Origin of the sequence: Candidatus Borreliella tachyglossi (assembly GCF_003076595.1) — a bacterium.
GTDB lineage: Bacteria > Spirochaetota > Spirochaetia > Borreliales > Borreliaceae > Borrelia > Borrelia tachyglossi.
Genome location: NZ_CP025785.1, coordinates 824,592 through 841,118 on the forward strand (window position 1 = coordinate 824,592; position 16,527 = coordinate 841,118).

The following is a 16,527-nucleotide window of genomic DNA, read 5'->3' on the forward strand; positions in this document are numbered from 1 at the left end:
AATGTATAAAAATAAGTCTTAAGTTTTATTTTAAAAATGGTCGTATAATCTATGTAGGTGTCTTGAGTCTCCTTTAAATTTTTGATTTTAATAGCAAATTCTCCTTGATATTTCAGTGCAAGTATTTATTTTAAGGGTCAGAAGGTAAACACTGTTTTGATTTCTAGATTTTAGTTTATTTTGCATTCAAACATTATATTATTTTTTTGTGAATTTAGAAATATTGTGAATTAAAAATAAACACCAAGCATATAAATACTTAGAGGTTCCGATTGTCTTTGTCTATCTTAAGGATTATATAAATTTGCATATCTTGTAATATCATAATAAGTAGGAAGATTAGACTTTCTTTCAATGTAATCGAGGATATTTTGAGATAAATAGGGCGCCATTGATATGCCTCTTGTTCCAAATCCATTTAATATAAATATATTTTTATATTTTGGATGTTCACCAAGAAAGGGCTCTCGGTCAAGGGTAGAGGGTCTTATGTGTGCTTTATGTTGTACAACTTTGTAATTTAGGTTTGTAATTTTTTTAAGCTTGTCTAGAAGTTCTGATTTTGCCCATTCATTTGTGCTTGTGTCTAGGCTTGTCCATTCATAAGTTCCGCCAAGATAAAATAGGTTGTCTTTTAAAGGGATTAATGATATATGTCTATTATAAACTTCTTTAAGATTTAATTCTGGAATTTCTACTATGAGCATTTCTCCTTTTGCTGGTTTGAATGGAAGGTATGAGAAAAATCCCGTAATTGATTCTTTATAGCCTCGTGCAAATATTAATTTTTTGAATTTAAATTCATTGATATTAAAGAATTGATCATTTATCTTGATTTTATCTTTATTGATTTCTGCTTTGATATATGTATCATTCTTTATAAAGTATTTTTTAAGATTTTTAATATACAGGTTTGTATTAATGACTGCCCCCTTTATTAGCATACCTCCATTATTGTCATTAGAGGAATCGTGAATTTTTCCGTTCTTTATTTCCAAGATGAAATTTTTCATGTTCCCATCGTTTTTGATTTTTAAAGCCAGTACTTCTTTTTGTTTTTTTGTAGTGAATGGTCTAAGAATGAGATTCTCTTTCAGAAAGCTACAGTTAATATTTTTCTCAATATCTTTGTAATATTGAATTGCGAATTTGAAAATTTCAGGATCTCTCCAAGCGATGTTCATTCTTCTTCCCATAATAGGGTTAATAAGTCCGCCTGCTACAGTTGTTGCCTTTGTGTCATCATTATCAAAGAGAATTACGCTTTTTTTTCGTTTAAGTATCTCATAAGTTAAAGTGCTTCCAGCAATGCCACCACCAATAACTGCAAATTCATATTCCATTCAATATTCCTTTCTTTAAGCTTTGTCCGCCATCAATAAAAATGACTTCGCCTGTGATAAATTTTAATCTAATTAGAAAATTTATTGTTTTTAATATATCGGATGGCTTTCCAAATTTGAGCAATAAGTTCCTTTTTTTAAGGTTATTATTAAGTTTGATTCCGGAACTTTTTATTATACCTGGTGCGATGCCATTTACTTGAGTATCTGGGGCTCCTTCGTATGCTAAGGCTTTTGTAATCTCAAAGAGTAACTTTTTAGATAAATTATATTCAAAATAATTTTTATTATAATAGGATATGCTTGAATCTAGGATATTTATGATGCTTGAGTTTTTAAGTTTTTGTTTTAAAAATTGTTTTCCAAGTTCAAGTGCTGATAAGCTATTTATTTGTAAATTATTGCGAAATCGTTCGTCATTAAAATTTTCTAGAGTACTTTTTTCAAAAATTGACGCATTGTTTATTAATACATTTATCTGATTATTTATGCTTAAATCCAATGCCTTGCTGAATAGTTTGTTATTATTATTTCTTAAAAAATCATGTTTGATCGATTTTATATGGTTGCCCAGATTTTCTAGCTTTGTTGTTTCATTTTCATTGGAACAGTATGTAAAAATTATGTTAAATCTTGTGCTTAAAGATTTAACCAATATTTTTCCTATTTTGCTTGTTCCAGCCGTGATTAATATGGTTGTTGAATAAGTTTTTACTATTTTTGACATTGGAAAACCTTTTGTTTTTAATTATAATAGATATCATTATATTTTTTTGAAAAGGTAAGTTTATGAACGTGAAAGATGTGGCTCTGCAAGCAGAGAATCAAGCATTAGAGTTTGCATTAAAGAGTAGAGCAATAGTTATTACAGGCGAGATTAATAAGAATACTTCTAGGTTATTTCAGGAAAAGATATTGTTTTTAGAGGCATCAGATTACAAGAAGCCTATATTTGTTTATATTGACTCAGAGGGTGGAGACATCGATGCTGGGTTTGCTATTTTTAACATGATAAGGTTTGTTAAGCCTAAAGTGTTTACAATTGGAGTTGGGCTTGTAGCTAGTGCTGGTGCTTTAATCTTTTTGGCTGCAGATTGTAAGAATAGATTTTCATTGCCTCATGCAAGGTATCTGTTGCATCAACCTTTAAGCGGTTTTAAAGGAGTTGCTACAGATATTGAGATTTACACAAATGAACTTAATAAACTCAAAAGAGAGCTTAATGAAATTATTTCAAAAGAAACGGGACAAGAACTTTCTAAAATAGAAAAGGATACTGATAGGGATTTTTGGTTAAGTAGTGAAGCTGCAATGAAATATGGTCTTGTCTTTAAGATTGTTGAGACTAGATTTGAATTTGAAAAATTTCTTTCTTAGTATTCTTATTCTGGGCTGTAGGCTACCTAAAACGGATTTTAGCATTTTGGAGTTTAGTGTTGTAAGCCCTTCTCAGCATATTACTTCTTTAAACTCATTATTAGATGCTAGCTATAATTTTTTTTTGTCAGATTTTGATTTAGTGATTATTAAGAACTTAAATAATAAGGAGGAGTTAGATTTAATTAATAACAAGGTTTCATTTGGAAGTTTTAAAAATGCATATTTTATTAGTCAAAACAAAAGATATTCTATTAGCATCCTTGCCAAAGAAATGGTTAGGGTTCAAATTTTAAGTTACATTGAAGGACTTTATGAGCAGAGATTAGGTGTAGTTGTTGATTTTGCGTTTAAAGGTCATAATTACGGAATTGTTATTTTTAATTTTAGTGAGGAAATATCTGCTGATTTGGATATTTCCATAGTTGAGGATCAGATAGCATATTTAAATTATAAATATGAAAATTTGCTTTTTATCTTAAATAAGCTAGAGCTTGTTTTATTAGATGTAGTTATTAGGAGTGGGTTTTTTAGCTTAGTGCATGATTCAATGAGTCAAATGCATATAATTAATAATATTAATTATAGAGTTTATTCTAATTTTCAAGCTCAAATATCTCTTTATACTTTAATATATGTTCTTTTAAGCTATTTATATGATAGTTCTTCTATAGATAATTTTCCAAAGAGCATTATTATTAAATGAATTTTTCAAATATTTAGTTCTTGACATCATTATTTTATATATTATATGATTACTAACAATGCCGAAGTGGTGGAAGTGGTAGACACACAGGACTTAAAATCCTGAGGAGGAAACTCCGTACCGGTTCAAGTCCGGTCTTCGGTATTCAAAACTCCTTTAGAGGCATTTTTATAAGCTCAATCATTCTGCTTATCCAGATTCCTGTGATGAATAGAATGATTGAGAGTATAAAGAATGCTGGAGTAGGTTTTAAATTAAGAGTTGTTATGATAAATAGCATCTGTAATGTTGAGCCTAATATTAGACCTGTAGATAAATAAAGAAATTTGAGAAGATGTTTGTCTATGGATTTCTTAATAATCAGTATTGCAACCCCTGTACCTATTATTGTAGATATTCCAAATATTGTGCATAGCATTATATGAGGTTGTGAGACAATATTGATAATTTCTTTATAAGTTCCAAGGCTTAAGAGTATTAGTGAGCCTGAGATTCCTGGTAGAATCATTGCAGATCCACTTATGATTCCTGAGTTAGCAATTAATAGATAATATTCAATTGATTTTTTGTCCTTGTACTTTGAGATATCCAATGATATGTTATAAGTTCTAATCATTAAGATAGTAAGTATAGTTAAAAACCCTATTAAGAATAAGAAATATTTTATAGCTTTATTATTTTTATCAGTGTTTTCTTGTATGTATATTTCCTTTTTTAAGGTAAATATGCTTCCTATAATTAATCCTAAAAAAAATATACTCAAATATGCTTCTTTCATTGCTCCATCTAAAATGTAGTTTTTAAGCACTTTTGCAAGTAGTATTATTGAGGTTAATATTCCAAGTGATAGTATTGCAAGAAAAGTTGTGTTTTCTTTTAAGTTTTTAAATTTTATTAAATTTGCAGATGAATATATTATTTTATAGTAGATTCCTAGTGTTAAAGCTAATGTTCCACCTGAGACACCCGGAAGTATGTTCGCAAAACCAATTAATAAACCCTTTATATAAATGCTAATCATAATGTTTTAAGATGCGTGTAGTTAATGAACGTAATATTGTATCAGATCTCTATCTCTCATCACCATTGCCATGAATGGTACCGTTCTCATGCCTTTTTTGTAATTTTTCTAGATTAGTAATGGCAACGTCTTCAAGCGTTATTCCAAGATTATTGCTTAAATTTGAAATATACCATAACACATCGCCAAGCTCTTTCTTAATTGACAATAGATATTCATCGTCAAGTATGTAATCCTTGTCGCGGCCTAATTTTTTTATTTTTTCAATAACTTCACCTGTTTCTCCAGCAAGACCTAGTGTTGTTAGAATTAACTCTTCCTTTTTGTTTTTATATTTAGCAGTTTTTTTAGCCTTTAGTTGGTATTCGTTTAACTCCATAACTGAAGTTATTGTAATACAGTTTACTACTATTTACAAGTTTGTCTATTATTTCTTTTTTTTTAAATTTTTATTATATTTAGCTCAATACATATTAATTGGAGTTCTATTTGTGAGTAAGTTAACTCTGTTATTAAAAATTATCTTTTGCTTTCTACAGTTTAACTATATTTACTCTTATCCTGAGATAAAAAATTTCTCCAATAAAGATCCTATTTTTTCTGACCTTAGGGCAAAAATTTCTAAATATAATAAAAAAGAAAATGTTCCTTTATTTATTTATTCATATAAAGTTAAAGAAAATGATACTTTTTTTAAGATTGCAAATAAGGTAAACGGCTGGCAAGCTAGTATTTCTACGATTAATTTATTAGATTCGCCTTTCGTAAAGGCAGGACAAGAAATATTGATTCCTAGTAAAAGAGGTCTTTTTGTTCTTGATAATAAGGAACATAGATTTAATAATTTACTTTTAGCTACAAGAGATTTAGCAAAATCTGAAAAGATAAAAGTTAGAAGAGATAATAAGATCTATGAGTTTTATTTTTTTGATTCTGTTAAACAGCCGGATTTAAGTTTTTTCTCAAGTACAGAAATGCTTTTCTTTCTAAACTCCGATTTTATTTTTCCCTTAAAAAGATTTATTGTTAGCTCTGATTTTGGATTAAGAGCAGACCCTTTTACTGGTAGAGAAAGTTTTCATACAGGAATAGACCTTGCAGCACCAATGGATTCTTTAGTTTTTTGTACATCTTATGGCGTTGTAATTGTAGTTGACTATAATGATATTTATGGAAACTTTGTTGTGGTTGAACATAAAAACAATATTAAGTCTCTTTATGGGCATCTTAATTCTTATATTGTAAGCAAAGGAGATGTTTTACGAACAGGAGATATTATTGGCAGGGTAGGTCAAACTGGCCGTTCAACAGGACCTCATCTGCATTTTGAAATATTGAAGAAAGATACTCCTACTAATCCTATTAAGATTCTGAAGTAGATAATTAATTATTTTAGTAATATATAGGAGGTATCCTTACTATATTATAATCATTCTTATTTGGTAACTTAATTAGATCATACATAAAGAGATAAATTTTTGCCACATTTTGATTAAACTTTTTACTTAATATTGTATCTAATTAATATAATTACTTTTATATATATTTTTTTTAGGATCAAAAATATACAGTATAAAAAAATTGATATATCTTTTTATACTGAGTATTAATTAATAATAAGATTTTGTATTCCAAGTTAAAGGGTTGGTTTAGTTCATATTGTACTCTGTTATTTTATTGTGCAGAGTTTTTCTGCCTATTTTTAATATTTCAGCACATTTGCTCTTGTTGTGGTTAGAATGCAGGAGTGTTTGCTTAATAATTTCTCTTTCAGCTTCTTTTAGGCTTATTCCTATCGGGAGTGTTATTTTTACAATTTGGTTTTTATTATTTTTAATTTTGAGTGGCAAGTCATCTTTTACAATTTGTTTTCCCTTAGATAATATAAGAGCACTTTCAAGTACATTTTTGAGTTCTCTAATATTGCCTGGCCAATCATAGGCATAAAGAGCTTTTAGTGCATCATTAGATAGGCTTTTTTCTTCTCTATTATTTTCACTTGCAACACCTTTAATGAGTATGCCTGTTAGATGCTGTATGTCATCCTTTCTCTCTCTTAAGGGTGGAATATTAATGTTTATTATATTTAGTCTATAAAATAAGTCTTCCCTGAACCTTCCTTTTTGAATTTCTTCTTCAATATTTTTGTTTGTGGCTGTTAATAGTCTAATATCAACCTGCATAGTGGTCTCTCCTCCCACGCGCTCGAATGTCTTATTTTGAAGAACTCTTAGCAGTTTTGCTTGAACCTCAGGTGATATTTCTACTATTTCGTCCAAGAATATTGTTCCCTTATTTGCAAGTTCAAATCTACCTTTCTTTTGAGATATGGCACCTGTAAACGCGCCTTTTTCATGACCAAAAAGTTCACTTTCAAGTATGCTTTCAGACAATGCAGCACAGTTTACTTTAATAAATGGCTTATCGTTTCTATTTGATAAGTCAAATATAGCATCTGCGATTATTTCTTTGCCAACCCCGCTCTCTCCAGTTATTAGGACAGATGCTTTTGATTTTGCAATTTTTTTTACAAGTTCCAAAATCTTTTGCATGATAAGAGATTTGCCAAGAACATCTTCATAATAGCTTAAATCTTTTCTGATTATAATATTTGATGTGGATGTGTTTCCATGTATTTTTTCACTTTGCCTGTTTAAGGCTCTCTTTATTATTAGTAAAAGTCTTTCAAGATCGACTGGTTTTGTTAGAAAATCATAAGCACCTTCTCGCATAGCATCAACTGCCGAATCAACGGTACCATGAGCTGTGAGAATAATGAAAGGTATACTTGAATTTTTATCTTTTACGATTTTTAATAATTGTTCGCCTGATATTTGAGGCATTCTTAGATCAGAGATTATGATATCAATCTTTTCATTCTCAATTGTTTCAAGAGCTTCTTCTCCATCACTAGCAGTAAATACAAAATATCCCTCCTCCTCAAGATAAGTTGCGATTCCTTCTCGTATGTTTTTTTCATCATCTGCTACAAGTACCTTACTCATTTTCTAAACATCCTTCAATTAGCATTTTGCCTATGTTTAATTGTGGGAGTGTAATTGTAAAAGTTGTTCCTTGTGTATTTTTACTTTCCACAAAAATTTCACCTCCGTGTTCTTTTATTATTTTATAAGAAATAGTAAGACCTATGCCACTTCCTTTCTCTTTTGTACTGAATTGAGGTTTAAATATTTCGTCCTTTGTTTCATTCTTGATTCCATCCCCGTTATCTTTTATGTTAAGGTATATTTTATCTTCATTCTCATAGGTAGAAATGTCTATTTTTTTGATTTTTTTATTTGATTCAAGTAGTGCTTCTTCTGCGTTTTTTACTATGTTTATTATTACTTGTCTGAGTAGTTTTTCATCGATTAATACAGGACTTACTTTTTTAAGATTGAGTAGCAGTTTAATAGCTTTATTCTCTAATTCTGGATTCAATAAATTGTATACACTTTTTATAATGGCAGTGATGTCTTTCTTTTTTGGGATTATTTTTATTGGTCTTACTGTTAATAAAAAATCGGTTACAGTTTTATCCATTCTATTTATTTCTTCTTTTATTATTTTAAAATAATTATCTGCTTTAGTGCTTTTGATGCCCTGTCTATCTATTTCTTTTTTTAGTAACTGTAAGTTTATGTCAATTGCACCTAGCGGGTTTTTAATCTCATGTGCAATATTTCTTGCATGCCTTGTAAAAGCAGCTAAAGCCTCAGCTCTTCTGAAAAGTTCCTCTTTGCGTTTTTTATCTTGAATATCTTCGATTAAAATAATATTTCCTTCAAGTTTTTTTTCTCGAACGTAAGGCATAAATGATATTTTGATGTATATATTTGTTGAAATTTGAACCTCAGATCCTATTATTTTGTCTTCATTTTGTGCAAGTTCTTCTATTAAATTTGTTAGGGTTGGAATTTGAATATCGTTAAGGGTTTCTAGTTTGGAGTCCGGACTTAGAGCCAGAATTTGAAATAGCATTTTGTTTAAATAAATTATGTGGTTAAGCTTATCAAGTACCAGAATCCCTTCATTGATGGATGCGAAAATTCCATCGTATATTTCTATTTTTTTATAGATATCTTGAATAAATTTAAGTTTCTGCTCATTTGATAGTTTATTTAATTTAGTTAAGGCTTTTTTTAAAAAATTACTCATTAATCCTCGTAATTTAGCATTAGGTTTTCTATTATTAGTTTTTTGTTTTGATTATAGGGGCTATATTTTGAAATATGCTTTATATATTCCAACCTCTTTAAGTAAGTGTTAATCTCTAAATTTTGGTTTAAAAATTCGTATCTAAGTTGACTTGCAAGTTCTCCTAAGAATAATTTGAATGCGTTTTCATCTTTTATAAAATTAAATGTGTCAAGATTAAACACGCCTTGCTTCTCTTTGATTATATTTAGCATTCGCTTTACTTCTTCTTTGAGTCTCTGGTGTTCTTTGCTATATAATGAGTTGAAATATTCTTCAGTTGTGAATTCATCATTTTGCTTAAAGATTGTTTTAAATTTTTTAATCTCAAAATCTCTATCTTCTTTTATAAATTTGTAGACTCTTAGTCTTGAGAGTATTGTTTTTGGAATTTTATTTTTATTCCTTGTTGTTAAAATAAAGTAAATGTTTAAGGGAGGCTCTTCTAGTATTTTCAGTAATGCATTGTAAACATTGAATGATAAATTTTCAATTTCATTGATATAGATTACCTTTCTTTTATTCTTCTCTGAGAATGCCCAAGATTGAATTTTTCGAATGTCATTAATGGTAATATTGAAGCTTATGTCTTTAATTATCTCTTCGATTCTTTTTGCAAGCTCTGATTTGGTGGGCTCGTTAAATTCGTTTTTATAGTAAATATCATTAATAAAATTAATATTCTTTTCTATTTTTTTTAAATTCTTGTCATTGCTGAAATTGTACTTAGTGAAAATAATATTTTTTACATATTCTAGATATTGATTTATAACGTTAACCGAAGCTACATTAAGATATGCCTTAGCTTCGGTTATGTTAAGACTTGAGAGAATTAGTAGATTTGGATTTGTTAAAGTTTTTGTGTTTAGAATTTTCTTTGCAAGTTCAACTGCACTTATCTTTTTATAAGAGAATCTCTCGCCCCAAAAAAGTATTGCATTTGGCAGGTTTCCTTTTTCGTATTCATTGATTATTTCTTGAGCTATTTTGGGCAATATTTCCATAAGGTTGTTTCTCCTACTGTATTGGTGATATTTTGAAAAAGTAGTTTATTCCGGGATTGAGATATTCAAGAAATTTACTCCCTTCTAAAAAATATGCAGGGTTAAAAATTTGTTGTGAATGAATTATGTAAACTACAATTGCAATTATTCCAAAGGCTTCAAATAAACCAAGTATTAGTCCAAGTATTCTATTAAAGAATACTAATTGGAGATGACTTATTATTGATTCGACTAAAGATTGTAATATTAAAAATCCTATGTGTATTATTAAAAAAAATACTAGCAGTGCTTGAATATAGGATAAGTCAAGAATGGGTGATATAAATGCTTGAAAAGCATTGGTCTTGTTGTAGAGTAAGAATATTAAAGTAAAGACCTCAACAAATCCACTAATTTCTTTGATAAAACCTCTTAAAAATCCCCTAAGTCCCATTGATATAAAAATTATTATTATTAATATATCGGCTATACCAGCTATTTTAAGAGGATCATGAGCTAACATTGTATTTCCTCAAATTCTTTAAGCAGTAGTTTGGCTATTAGATTTGATGAGTCTTTATTATGAAATTTTGTTATATTATGTCTTAATATATCGGATTTTCCTTTATTGTTTAAGAGTTCCTGTATGATGTTTGTTATTTCGCTCTCTATTAAATTCTCTTCGTCTATTTTTAAACATGCATTTTGATCTTCTAATAGTTTTGAGTTTCTAACCTGGTCGCCTCTTGAGCCTTTTGCAAATGGGATCAGTATAACACATGCACCGGCATTAGCAAATTCTTTAATAGCACCAGCACCAGCTCTGCTTATTATTATGTTTGAAAATTTGGTTATGCTTGCCATTTCTTCTGCATTAAAAAATTGACATCTTAAATAATTAGCCTCTCTTTTTTTATTTGAGTTTTTGCCACATTGATGAATAAAATAAACATCAATTTTATTTTTGATATTAGTGACTAGGTTATTTAATGCCTCCGAGCCAAGAGAGCCACCAAGTATACTAATAATAGGCTTTTCTGTATTTTCAGTTAACCTTTTTATGATATTTGGATTTGGATTTAAAAACTCTGTTCTTATTGGTGAACCCGTGTATAAGACATTTTTATTTTTAAAGTATTTTATACTCTCTTGAAAACTGATGTGTATTTTGTTTGCAAATTTAGAGTTGATTTTTGTTGCAAGGCCAGGATCAAGATCCAGTTCATGAGTTATTCGCCTTACTTTCAGTAGACTTGCTGCAATAATTGGTGGGCTTGATACAAAACTTCCAGTTGCATATATAATCTGGGGTTTGTATTTTTTTATTATGAAAAAACTTTTGATTATTCCAAGCATGACTTTAAAAAAATCAGTGAGGTTTTGTAGCGAAAAATATCTTCTAAGCTTTCCTGATGGGATTTCAATAAATTGGATGTGTCCATACTCTTTTATGATTTTGTACTCTATTGATCCTTTTTGACCTAACCAGAAAAATTCGATATTTGAGTCAAGTTCTCTTAATTTTGTAATTATTGCTATTCCTGGAAAGACATGGCCACCGGTTCCGCCTCCTGTAAAAAATATTATTTTCTTACTTTTCATATTCCTCTTTTATTCGCTGGTTAAATTTGTATATATCATGGGTTATTCTTATATATTAATGTAATAATACATTTTAATGCAAATATTGAGTTTAGTACATATAAAGAATAGCTCTTGTAAACTTTATTTAGCTTATAAGATTTGCAAGAGTGTATCTCAGAGTGAACTTAAATTACTGTAATAGTTTAGAAAGTATTTCTTAAAAACTGTTCAATTTGTATGCCTTCTTTTTTAGAAATATTGTTCTTGATAGAATATTTAATTATTGAATGAATTACCTTAGTTGCTTTTTCTAAAGCATGCTCTATTTCCAATTCCTCTAGGTACCCTATTAGTAGACTAGCAAATAAATCGCCTGTACCACTGAAGGTTTGACTTAGCTTTTCTAAAAAAAACTCTGAATATTCTTTTGTTTTTGGATTGTAAACAACGGTTCCAATAAGATTTTCCTTCTCTACGCTTGTAACTACAGTTATGCCGTTTATTTCAAGGCTTAATATGGCTTTTATTATGTCGTCCTTATTTTTTATCTCTTCAGTTTTGGTTAGCATCCTAAGTTCTGTTATGTTGGGTGTTATTATGTCTGCGTGTTTTATTAAGCTTTTAAATCCACTCACGATTTTTTGGTCAAAAATAGGATAGAGGAGGCCATCGTCTCCAAATACAGGATCAATTATTATTTTTTCAAAATTTAACAGCTTAAACATATTTTCTATGATTTTTTGCTGATTATTGCTACCAAGAAATCCACTATAGAATATATCAAAGTTTTCATTTTGATTTTTCCAAGACAAAATAAACTTTTCTAGTTCATTTGTTAAATCTATTATTTCAAATTCTTTGTAAGCTGTTGTTGCTGAGAGAACTGCAGTTACAAATGGGCAAACTTGCATATTAAATGATGATATAATGGGTATACACATTGTCAGTGATGTGCGCCCCATAGTTGAAATATCATGCATAGCTAATACTTTTTTCATAATTTTACTTGCCTTTGATATTTATAGTTTTCTATCCTTGAATGTGCATCGGTTTCAAGTGAGCTTGATCCGTATTTTAAGTACATATGATACCCAATTCCTGCAATCATTGCACCATTATCTGTACAAAGGTCTATTGGGGGATAGTAAGCTACTACTTCCAGATTTTTGATTTTCTCTCTTAAGTAAAGGTTACTAGCAACGCCTCCAGATATTATTAGGTTTTTTATGTTAGTAGTCTTGATTGCTCTTTTAATCGGGTTGATTAAATTTTCAAAAGCCACTCTTTGGAAACTCGCTGCAATATTATTTTTTGTTATATATTCACCGTTGGCTTTAAATCTTTTAAGTTGATGTATACATGCTGTTTTGAGACCTGAGTATGAGAAGTCATACCAATTTTCTCGTTTTTCACAAGTTGAAGTTGGAAAATTAAATGCATGTTCATTGCCGCTTTTGGCTAATTTTTCTATGTTTGGACCTCCTGGAAATCCCATGTCATAGTATTTTGCTACCTTGTCAAACGCTTCTCCGCAAGAATCATCAAGAGTACGACCGAGTATTTGAACATCATCGAAGTTGTTTTGTTTTGCAAGTATTGTATGACCACCACTTAAGATTAGAGATAGAAATGGATATTCTATTTCCTCAGCCATTAAAGGAGAATAAAGATGACCTAAAATATGGTCAATGCAAATTAAGGGCTTCTTAAGGGCAATTGACAAGCCCTTGGCAAAGTTTACACCAACGATTAAAGAGCCAATAAGCCCTGGTTTAGAGGTTACTGCTATTAAATCAATTGATGATGTATCTATTTGAGCAGTTGTTATAGCCTTTTGGCAGACAGACATAATGAATTCTGTATGTAGCCTTGAGGCGATCTCTGGCACTACACCATAGTATTTTTTATGTTCGTCTTGGCTGAGCTTAATATTGCTTAAAATTTTAACACCATCTTCTACGATGCCCGCACAGCAATCATCGCATGAGGTTTCTATCCCAAGCACTTTCATTATTGTCCTCTTTCTCATAAAGGTTTAGTAAATTTTTAAATTCAAATTCTTGCTTTAGGTTTTCTGATTCTTGTTTGAGTATTTTAAGAGTATTTTTTGACCAAATATGGCCTATTACTTTGACAACTCCCTTCATTCTAGCTATTTGTTTTGCTCTCTCTAGCTCTTTAATTATTGCTTTTTCGTTATTCTCATTATCAAGAAATATGTCTCTTTGCTCTACCCTGATTCCCAGATTTTTTCCTGCCTTTCCGGACATGCTTTCCTTGGTGGTTAAGCTGTCGAAGAAGTACCTGTTATCTTCTTTAAGTTTGATTAAAATAATTTTCATTATATCTTCGTTGGAGGTAATGAGGCTTCCCATATGGTTATTCATTATTTTTGTATTAGGATATTCTTTGAATGCCTTTCCAATTTTTGTTCGTATTGCAAGTTCGTTATCATTAATGTTTATGTGAAATTTTTCTATTGAATTCTTATGCTTTGACTGCATTGGAAAATGAAGCATTATAATTTTGTCTTGACTGATTAATTTTTGATAAGATTGCAGTGATTTGGGTAGAAAAGGGATAATTGCGAAGTTAATATTTAAATCAATTTTCATAAATTCTTCTAGCATAAAATTGTCATACCCAACATCATCGATTATGAGATAAAATTCAGGTTTTAAGGAGTTATTATTAAGGGGGTTTTTATTTTTCATTAAATTTTCTTTTCTAATTCTTTCTAATTTTTCCTTAAAACTTACATTGAGTTTTTTTGCATTTTGTCTTATGTATACGAGACTAGAAAAGAGCAAAATTAATGCCATAAAGGCTGTAATAAGAATTACTAATATTGTGATTTTTATTTTATTCTTTACTAAAAAAATAGAAATATTCTCAATATTCATACTTACCAGTTTACTAGTAAAGCAAAACCTAGCATCAATGTCAATGTTTATTGATAAAGTTCTTCTCTAAGCTTTTTGAGTACCCTCTTTTCAATTTGTCTTACAGTTTCTGAAGATATTCCAAGCTCATTTGAAATGTCTTTTAAAGTGCTTTTTTTATCGCTATTGTCTAGGTTATATCTTTTTCTTATGATGTATCTTTCTTTATCGTTTAACTTTGTCTCTAATATATGATTGAGGTGTTTTAGGGTAGAATTTTGCTCAAGGGTACTTTCAGGATTGAAAGAATTATCTTCATAAAGGTTTAAGAGAGTGGAATTCTCAGACCCTTCAATTTCCTTGTCAAGAGAGTATTCTTTTTCAAGATAAGGAATGATTTTTATATATTGGGAAGGAGTTAGGTTGAATTTATCCATTATATCTTCTTTTTTTGGTGATTTTTCTTCCTCCATCAGGTACTTGTTTATTTGTAGTATTAAATTCTCTTTTCTGTACGGCACTTTTACAAGCCTTGTTTTGGTGTTGAGCGCTCTTTGAAGAGACTGCTTAATCCAAAATGAAGCATAGGTTGAAAATTTGGTATTCTTGCTTGGATCGTATTTTTCAGCGGCTCTGATTAGACCCAAATTTCCTTCTTGTATTAAATCTTCAACTTTCAAACCTTTTCCAGCATATCTTTTAATGATTTTTAATACAAGACGTAAATTAGCGTTTATCATTTTATTTTTGGCTTTCATGTCGCCACGTTTAATCTGCTCTGCAAGTTCAATCTCTTCTTCATGGGTTATTAATCTGTGTTCTCGTACAGATTTTAAATATAGGTTTAAATCTTCATTACTAAATATATTCACAATGGTCTCCCTGTCTTTAAATTTATATCAATACCCCCTAAAGCCAGGCAAAAAGTGTGCCAACGAAAGAAATAACTAACTGTTTTATTAAACGTGAATTATTTCTTAAGATTATTAATCTCTGATAATTGATCACAGATTAAATTAGTAAGCCCAAAACTTTTGGATTTTGCTATTTGTTTTGCGCTTTCTAAATAAAGCATGTCTTCAAAAATTTCTTCTGTTTGACCACCATTTAACAAATTATTCTCTTTATTTAGGGAATTTTTCATGCTTTTAAGCATTTGATTGACAAATATTGCCTCAAATTCTAATGCGGCTTTATAGAGTTCATTATTGTCTTTATGTTTATTTGTTTGATCTATTCTGTATTCTAGATTTTTTGTACCCAATGCTTGTAGGTTAATCTTGTTTATCATTTTTGTTCCTCCAAAATTAGTTCTCCATTTAATTTATTAATTTTTTTAGATGCTTTAATTATTTGTATTAATTCTTCATTGCTGAATGTGTTTGAATTTTTTGATATAAATTCATTTAATTTCATCTTTTGTATTTCGACTGTTACTTTTTCATTATTTTTATTGCTTAGTGATTTTTTTATGTCTCTTTCAATTGAAAGAATAAGAGGACCTATCTCTGCATTACTGCTTGCCATAATAATTTTGTGCTGTTCGTTTATTAGAACCTTCGGAGAGGTTTCTATTTCTATTTTTTCAATCTCGCTTAGCAGTTCAATATTTTTGGCTTCTATTTCTATTATGTTCCCTGACTTTATATTATTTTTTATGTCTTTGCTTGTTAGCTTTTTACTTATTGAATCTGCTAAGGTGTAATCTTCCTTTTTTAGGATAATATTGTAATTAGAGTAATAATTATTTTCATGTATTGTTGCGCCGTTTAGTATGTATCCTGTACCTTTCGATTTTTCTTGGATTATTATTGAGCCTGATGCGGTTGCTATTACTTTTTCTGTCTCATCTTTCAATTCTGTTTTTAAAAGTATACCATTTGTTAAGTCTTTTGAATCTAGTATAGATGCTATATAAACATTTTTGCTTGTGCCTTTAACCATATTGCCATTTATTTTGAGCTCTACACTTACTAAGGCGATGTTTTTGCTCTCTATATTGGTTAAGTCTATTTCATTTATTCCTATTCTGGTTAAAGCTTTATTTAGAATTTCTTTGCCTCTCAAAGAGTCGCCTTTTCCAGTAAGGCCGGCTACTATTCCAATTCCTGTTAATACAACTGTATTGGCAGGCTGTATTTCTGCAAGATCTTTTAATTTTATTTTTTCGTTTGATTTGTTGGAAGTATTGTTCTCATCAGAGAAGCTTTTGAGAGGTTGATTTTCTTGTGCGAATGAACTAAAAATTATTTTTAAACTTAATACAATGAATACTATCAATTTTATCATGCCATTGTTCCTCTTGTATAAGAAATATAGTCTACCCTTATCGTAATATTATTGCAATTTTTTCTAGTTTATTAATTGCAGTTTTGATTTTATGTATATTAGTTTATTGAACCTCTTTTTAGATAAATTTTTACATTTAGTTATG

Annotated in this window: 18 protein-coding genes and 1 tRNA gene; 4 read left to right on the forward strand and 15 right to left on the reverse strand. The window is 29.5% G+C overall.

The annotated features are described in order from the left end of the window. Nucleotides 1-287: 287 nt before the first annotated feature. Together CR532_RS03975 and CR532_RS03980 are read right to left on the reverse strand one after the other, a co-directional pair. Nucleotides 288-1,343, reverse strand: coding sequence for an NAD(P)/FAD-dependent oxidoreductase (locus tag CR532_RS03975; RefSeq protein WP_108729506.1), 1,056 nt, complete (start codon nucleotides 1,341-1,343; stop codon nucleotides 288-290). Beyond that, nucleotides 1,333-2,070 (reverse strand): SDR family oxidoreductase, encoded by a 738-nt coding sequence (locus CR532_RS03980; RefSeq protein ID WP_108729507.1) that lies wholly within the window; start codon nucleotides 2,068-2,070, stop codon nucleotides 1,333-1,335. Before CR532_RS03980 ends, CR532_RS03975 begins: the two co-directional genes overlap by 11 nt. 62 nt (nucleotides 2,071-2,132) lie before the next feature. Between CR532_RS03980 and CR532_RS03985 the strand changes: the two genes are divergently transcribed. The 3 genes from CR532_RS03985 to CR532_RS03995 all read left to right on the forward strand — a co-directional run bounded on the left by CR532_RS03985 (nucleotide 2,133) and on the right by CR532_RS03995 (nucleotide 3,570). Next, nucleotides 2,133-2,720 (forward strand): ATP-dependent Clp protease proteolytic subunit, encoded by a 588-nt coding sequence (locus CR532_RS03985; protein WP_108729508.1) that lies wholly within the window; start codon nucleotides 2,133-2,135, stop codon nucleotides 2,718-2,720. After that, entirely contained in the window at nucleotides 2,695-3,426 is a 732-nt protein-coding gene (locus tag CR532_RS03990) for a hypothetical protein (protein ID WP_234416425.1), read from the forward strand. The genes CR532_RS03985 and CR532_RS03990 overlap by 26 nt, the downstream gene beginning before the upstream one ends. 60 nt (nucleotides 3,427-3,486) lie before the next feature. Then, nucleotides 3,487-3,570: transfer RNA gene (locus CR532_RS03995), tRNA-Leu, on the forward strand. A gap of 1 nt (nucleotide 3,571) precedes the next feature. Here the strand turns inward: CR532_RS03995 and CR532_RS04000 are convergent. Both CR532_RS04000 and CR532_RS04005 read right to left on the reverse strand, forming a co-directional pair. Then, nucleotides 3,572-4,447 (reverse strand): DUF368 domain-containing protein, encoded by an 876-nt coding sequence (locus tag CR532_RS04000; RefSeq protein ID WP_234416426.1) that lies wholly within the window; start codon nucleotides 4,445-4,447, stop codon nucleotides 3,572-3,574. Nucleotides 4,448-4,496: 49 nt separating this feature from the next. Further along, the gene (locus tag CR532_RS04005) at nucleotides 4,497-4,826 is read right to left on the reverse strand and encodes a nucleoside triphosphate pyrophosphohydrolase family protein (RefSeq protein ID WP_108729510.1); all 330 of its coding nucleotides are present in this window, start codon (nucleotides 4,824-4,826) and stop codon (nucleotides 4,497-4,499) included. A 112-nt stretch (nucleotides 4,827-4,938) separates the two neighbouring features. Between CR532_RS04005 and CR532_RS04010 the strand changes: the two genes are divergently transcribed. Next, nucleotides 4,939-5,826, forward strand: coding sequence for a LysM peptidoglycan-binding domain-containing M23 family metallopeptidase (locus CR532_RS04010; RefSeq protein WP_108729511.1), 888 nt, complete (start codon nucleotides 4,939-4,941; stop codon nucleotides 5,824-5,826). Nucleotides 5,827-6,096: 270 nt separating this feature from the next. Here CR532_RS04010 and CR532_RS04015 read toward each other — a convergent pair whose 3' ends face one another. From CR532_RS04015 to CR532_RS04065, 11 genes are all read right to left on the reverse strand, one after another. Next, nucleotides 6,097-7,452: a sigma-54-dependent transcriptional regulator gene (locus CR532_RS04015; RefSeq protein ID WP_108729512.1), complete on the reverse strand. Its 1,356-nt coding sequence runs from the start codon at nucleotides 7,450-7,452 to the stop codon at nucleotides 6,097-6,099. After that, complete coding sequence (locus tag CR532_RS04020) at nucleotides 7,445-8,605, reverse strand: two-component system sensor histidine kinase NtrB (protein WP_108729513.1); 1,161 nt, start codon at nucleotides 8,603-8,605, stop codon at nucleotides 7,445-7,447. The genes CR532_RS04015 and CR532_RS04020 overlap by 8 nt, the downstream gene beginning before the upstream one ends. Continuing rightward, entirely contained in the window at nucleotides 8,605-9,648 is a 1,044-nt protein-coding gene (locus CR532_RS04025) for a DNA polymerase III delta subunit-related protein (protein WP_108729514.1), read from the reverse strand. The genes CR532_RS04020 and CR532_RS04025 overlap by 1 nt, the downstream gene beginning before the upstream one ends. A 13-nt stretch (nucleotides 9,649-9,661) precedes the next feature. Next, complete coding sequence (locus tag CR532_RS04030) at nucleotides 9,662-10,150, reverse strand: CvpA family protein (protein WP_108729515.1); 489 nt, start codon at nucleotides 10,148-10,150, stop codon at nucleotides 9,662-9,664. Beyond that, on the reverse strand, nucleotides 10,144-11,229 hold the full coding sequence (murG, locus tag CR532_RS04035) for an undecaprenyldiphospho-muramoylpentapeptide beta-N-acetylglucosaminyltransferase (RefSeq protein ID WP_108729516.1): 1,086 nt from the start codon (nucleotides 11,227-11,229) through the stop codon (nucleotides 10,144-10,146). Before murG ends, CR532_RS04030 begins: the two co-directional genes overlap by 7 nt. Nucleotides 11,230-11,414: 185 nt before the next feature. Beyond that, nucleotides 11,415-12,209 (reverse strand): pyridoxamine kinase, encoded by a 795-nt coding sequence (locus CR532_RS04040; protein ID WP_108729517.1) that lies wholly within the window; start codon nucleotides 12,207-12,209, stop codon nucleotides 11,415-11,417. Further along, a complete protein-coding gene (gene tsaD / locus CR532_RS04045) occupies nucleotides 12,206-13,222 on the reverse strand; it encodes a tRNA (adenosine(37)-N6)-threonylcarbamoyltransferase complex transferase subunit TsaD (protein ID WP_108729518.1) in 1,017 nt (338 codons plus the stop codon). The genes CR532_RS04040 and tsaD overlap by 4 nt, the downstream gene beginning before the upstream one ends. Then, the gene (locus CR532_RS04050) at nucleotides 13,188-14,114 is read right to left on the reverse strand and encodes a divergent polysaccharide deacetylase family protein (protein ID WP_108729519.1); all 927 of its coding nucleotides are present in this window, start codon (nucleotides 14,112-14,114) and stop codon (nucleotides 13,188-13,190) included. Before CR532_RS04050 ends, tsaD begins: the two co-directional genes overlap by 35 nt. A 47-nt stretch (nucleotides 14,115-14,161) precedes the next feature. After that, entirely contained in the window at nucleotides 14,162-14,965 is an 804-nt protein-coding gene (locus tag CR532_RS04055; RefSeq protein ID WP_108729520.1) for a sigma-70 family RNA polymerase sigma factor, read from the reverse strand. Nucleotides 14,966-15,063: 98 nt separating this feature from the next. Beyond that, the gene (locus CR532_RS04060; RefSeq protein ID WP_108729521.1) at nucleotides 15,064-15,384 is read right to left on the reverse strand and encodes a rod-binding protein; all 321 of its coding nucleotides are present in this window, start codon (nucleotides 15,382-15,384) and stop codon (nucleotides 15,064-15,066) included. Next, nucleotides 15,381-16,382 (reverse strand): flagellar basal body P-ring protein FlgI, encoded by a 1,002-nt coding sequence (locus tag CR532_RS04065; protein ID WP_108729522.1) that lies wholly within the window; start codon nucleotides 16,380-16,382, stop codon nucleotides 15,381-15,383. Before CR532_RS04065 ends, CR532_RS04060 begins: the two co-directional genes overlap by 4 nt. Nucleotides 16,383-16,527 lie beyond the last annotated feature (145 nt).

Excerpts from the sequence above, each read along its gene's own strand:
- CR532_RS03975 (WP_108729506.1), bottom strand. The coding sequence starts at position 1,343 with ATGGAATATGAATTTGCAGTTATTGGTGGTGGCATTGCTGGAAGCACT.
- CR532_RS03980 (WP_108729507.1), bottom strand. The coding sequence starts at position 2,070 with ATGTCAAAAATAGTAAAAACTTATTCAACAACCATATTAATCACGGCT.
- CR532_RS03985 (WP_108729508.1), top strand. The coding sequence starts at position 2,133 with ATGAACGTGAAAGATGTGGCTCTGCAAGCAGAGAATCAAGCATTAGAG.
- CR532_RS04000 (WP_234416426.1), bottom strand. The coding sequence starts at position 4,447 with ATGATTAGCATTTATATAAAGGGTTTATTAATTGGTTTTGCGAACATA.
- CR532_RS04005 (WP_108729510.1), bottom strand. The coding sequence starts at position 4,826 with ATGGAGTTAAACGAATACCAACTAAAGGCTAAAAAAACTGCTAAATAT.
- CR532_RS04015 (WP_108729512.1), bottom strand. The coding sequence starts at position 7,452 with ATGAGTAAGGTACTTGTAGCAGATGATGAAAAAAACATACGAGAAGGA.
- CR532_RS04020 (WP_108729513.1), bottom strand. The coding sequence starts at position 8,605 with ATGAGTAATTTTTTAAAAAAAGCCTTAACTAAATTAAATAAACTATCA.
- CR532_RS04025 (WP_108729514.1), bottom strand. The coding sequence starts at position 9,648 with ATGGAAATATTGCCCAAAATAGCTCAAGAAATAATCAATGAATACGAA.
- CR532_RS04030 (WP_108729515.1), bottom strand. The coding sequence starts at position 10,150 with ATGTTAGCTCATGATCCTCTTAAAATAGCTGGTATAGCCGATATATTA.
- murG (WP_108729516.1), bottom strand. The coding sequence starts at position 11,229 with ATGAAAAGTAAGAAAATAATATTTTTTACAGGAGGCGGAACCGGTGGC.
- CR532_RS04040 (WP_108729517.1), bottom strand. The coding sequence starts at position 12,209 with ATGAAAAAAGTATTAGCTATGCATGATATTTCAACTATGGGGCGCACA.
- tsaD (WP_108729518.1), bottom strand. The coding sequence starts at position 13,222 with ATGAAAGTGCTTGGGATAGAAACCTCATGCGATGATTGCTGTGCGGGC.
- CR532_RS04050 (WP_108729519.1), bottom strand. The coding sequence starts at position 14,114 with ATGAATATTGAGAATATTTCTATTTTTTTAGTAAAGAATAAAATAAAA.
- CR532_RS04060 (WP_108729521.1), bottom strand. The coding sequence starts at position 15,384 with ATGATAAACAAGATTAACCTACAAGCATTGGGTACAAAAAATCTAGAA.
- CR532_RS04065 (WP_108729522.1), bottom strand. The coding sequence starts at position 16,382 with ATGATAAAATTGATAGTATTCATTGTATTAAGTTTAAAAATAATTTTT.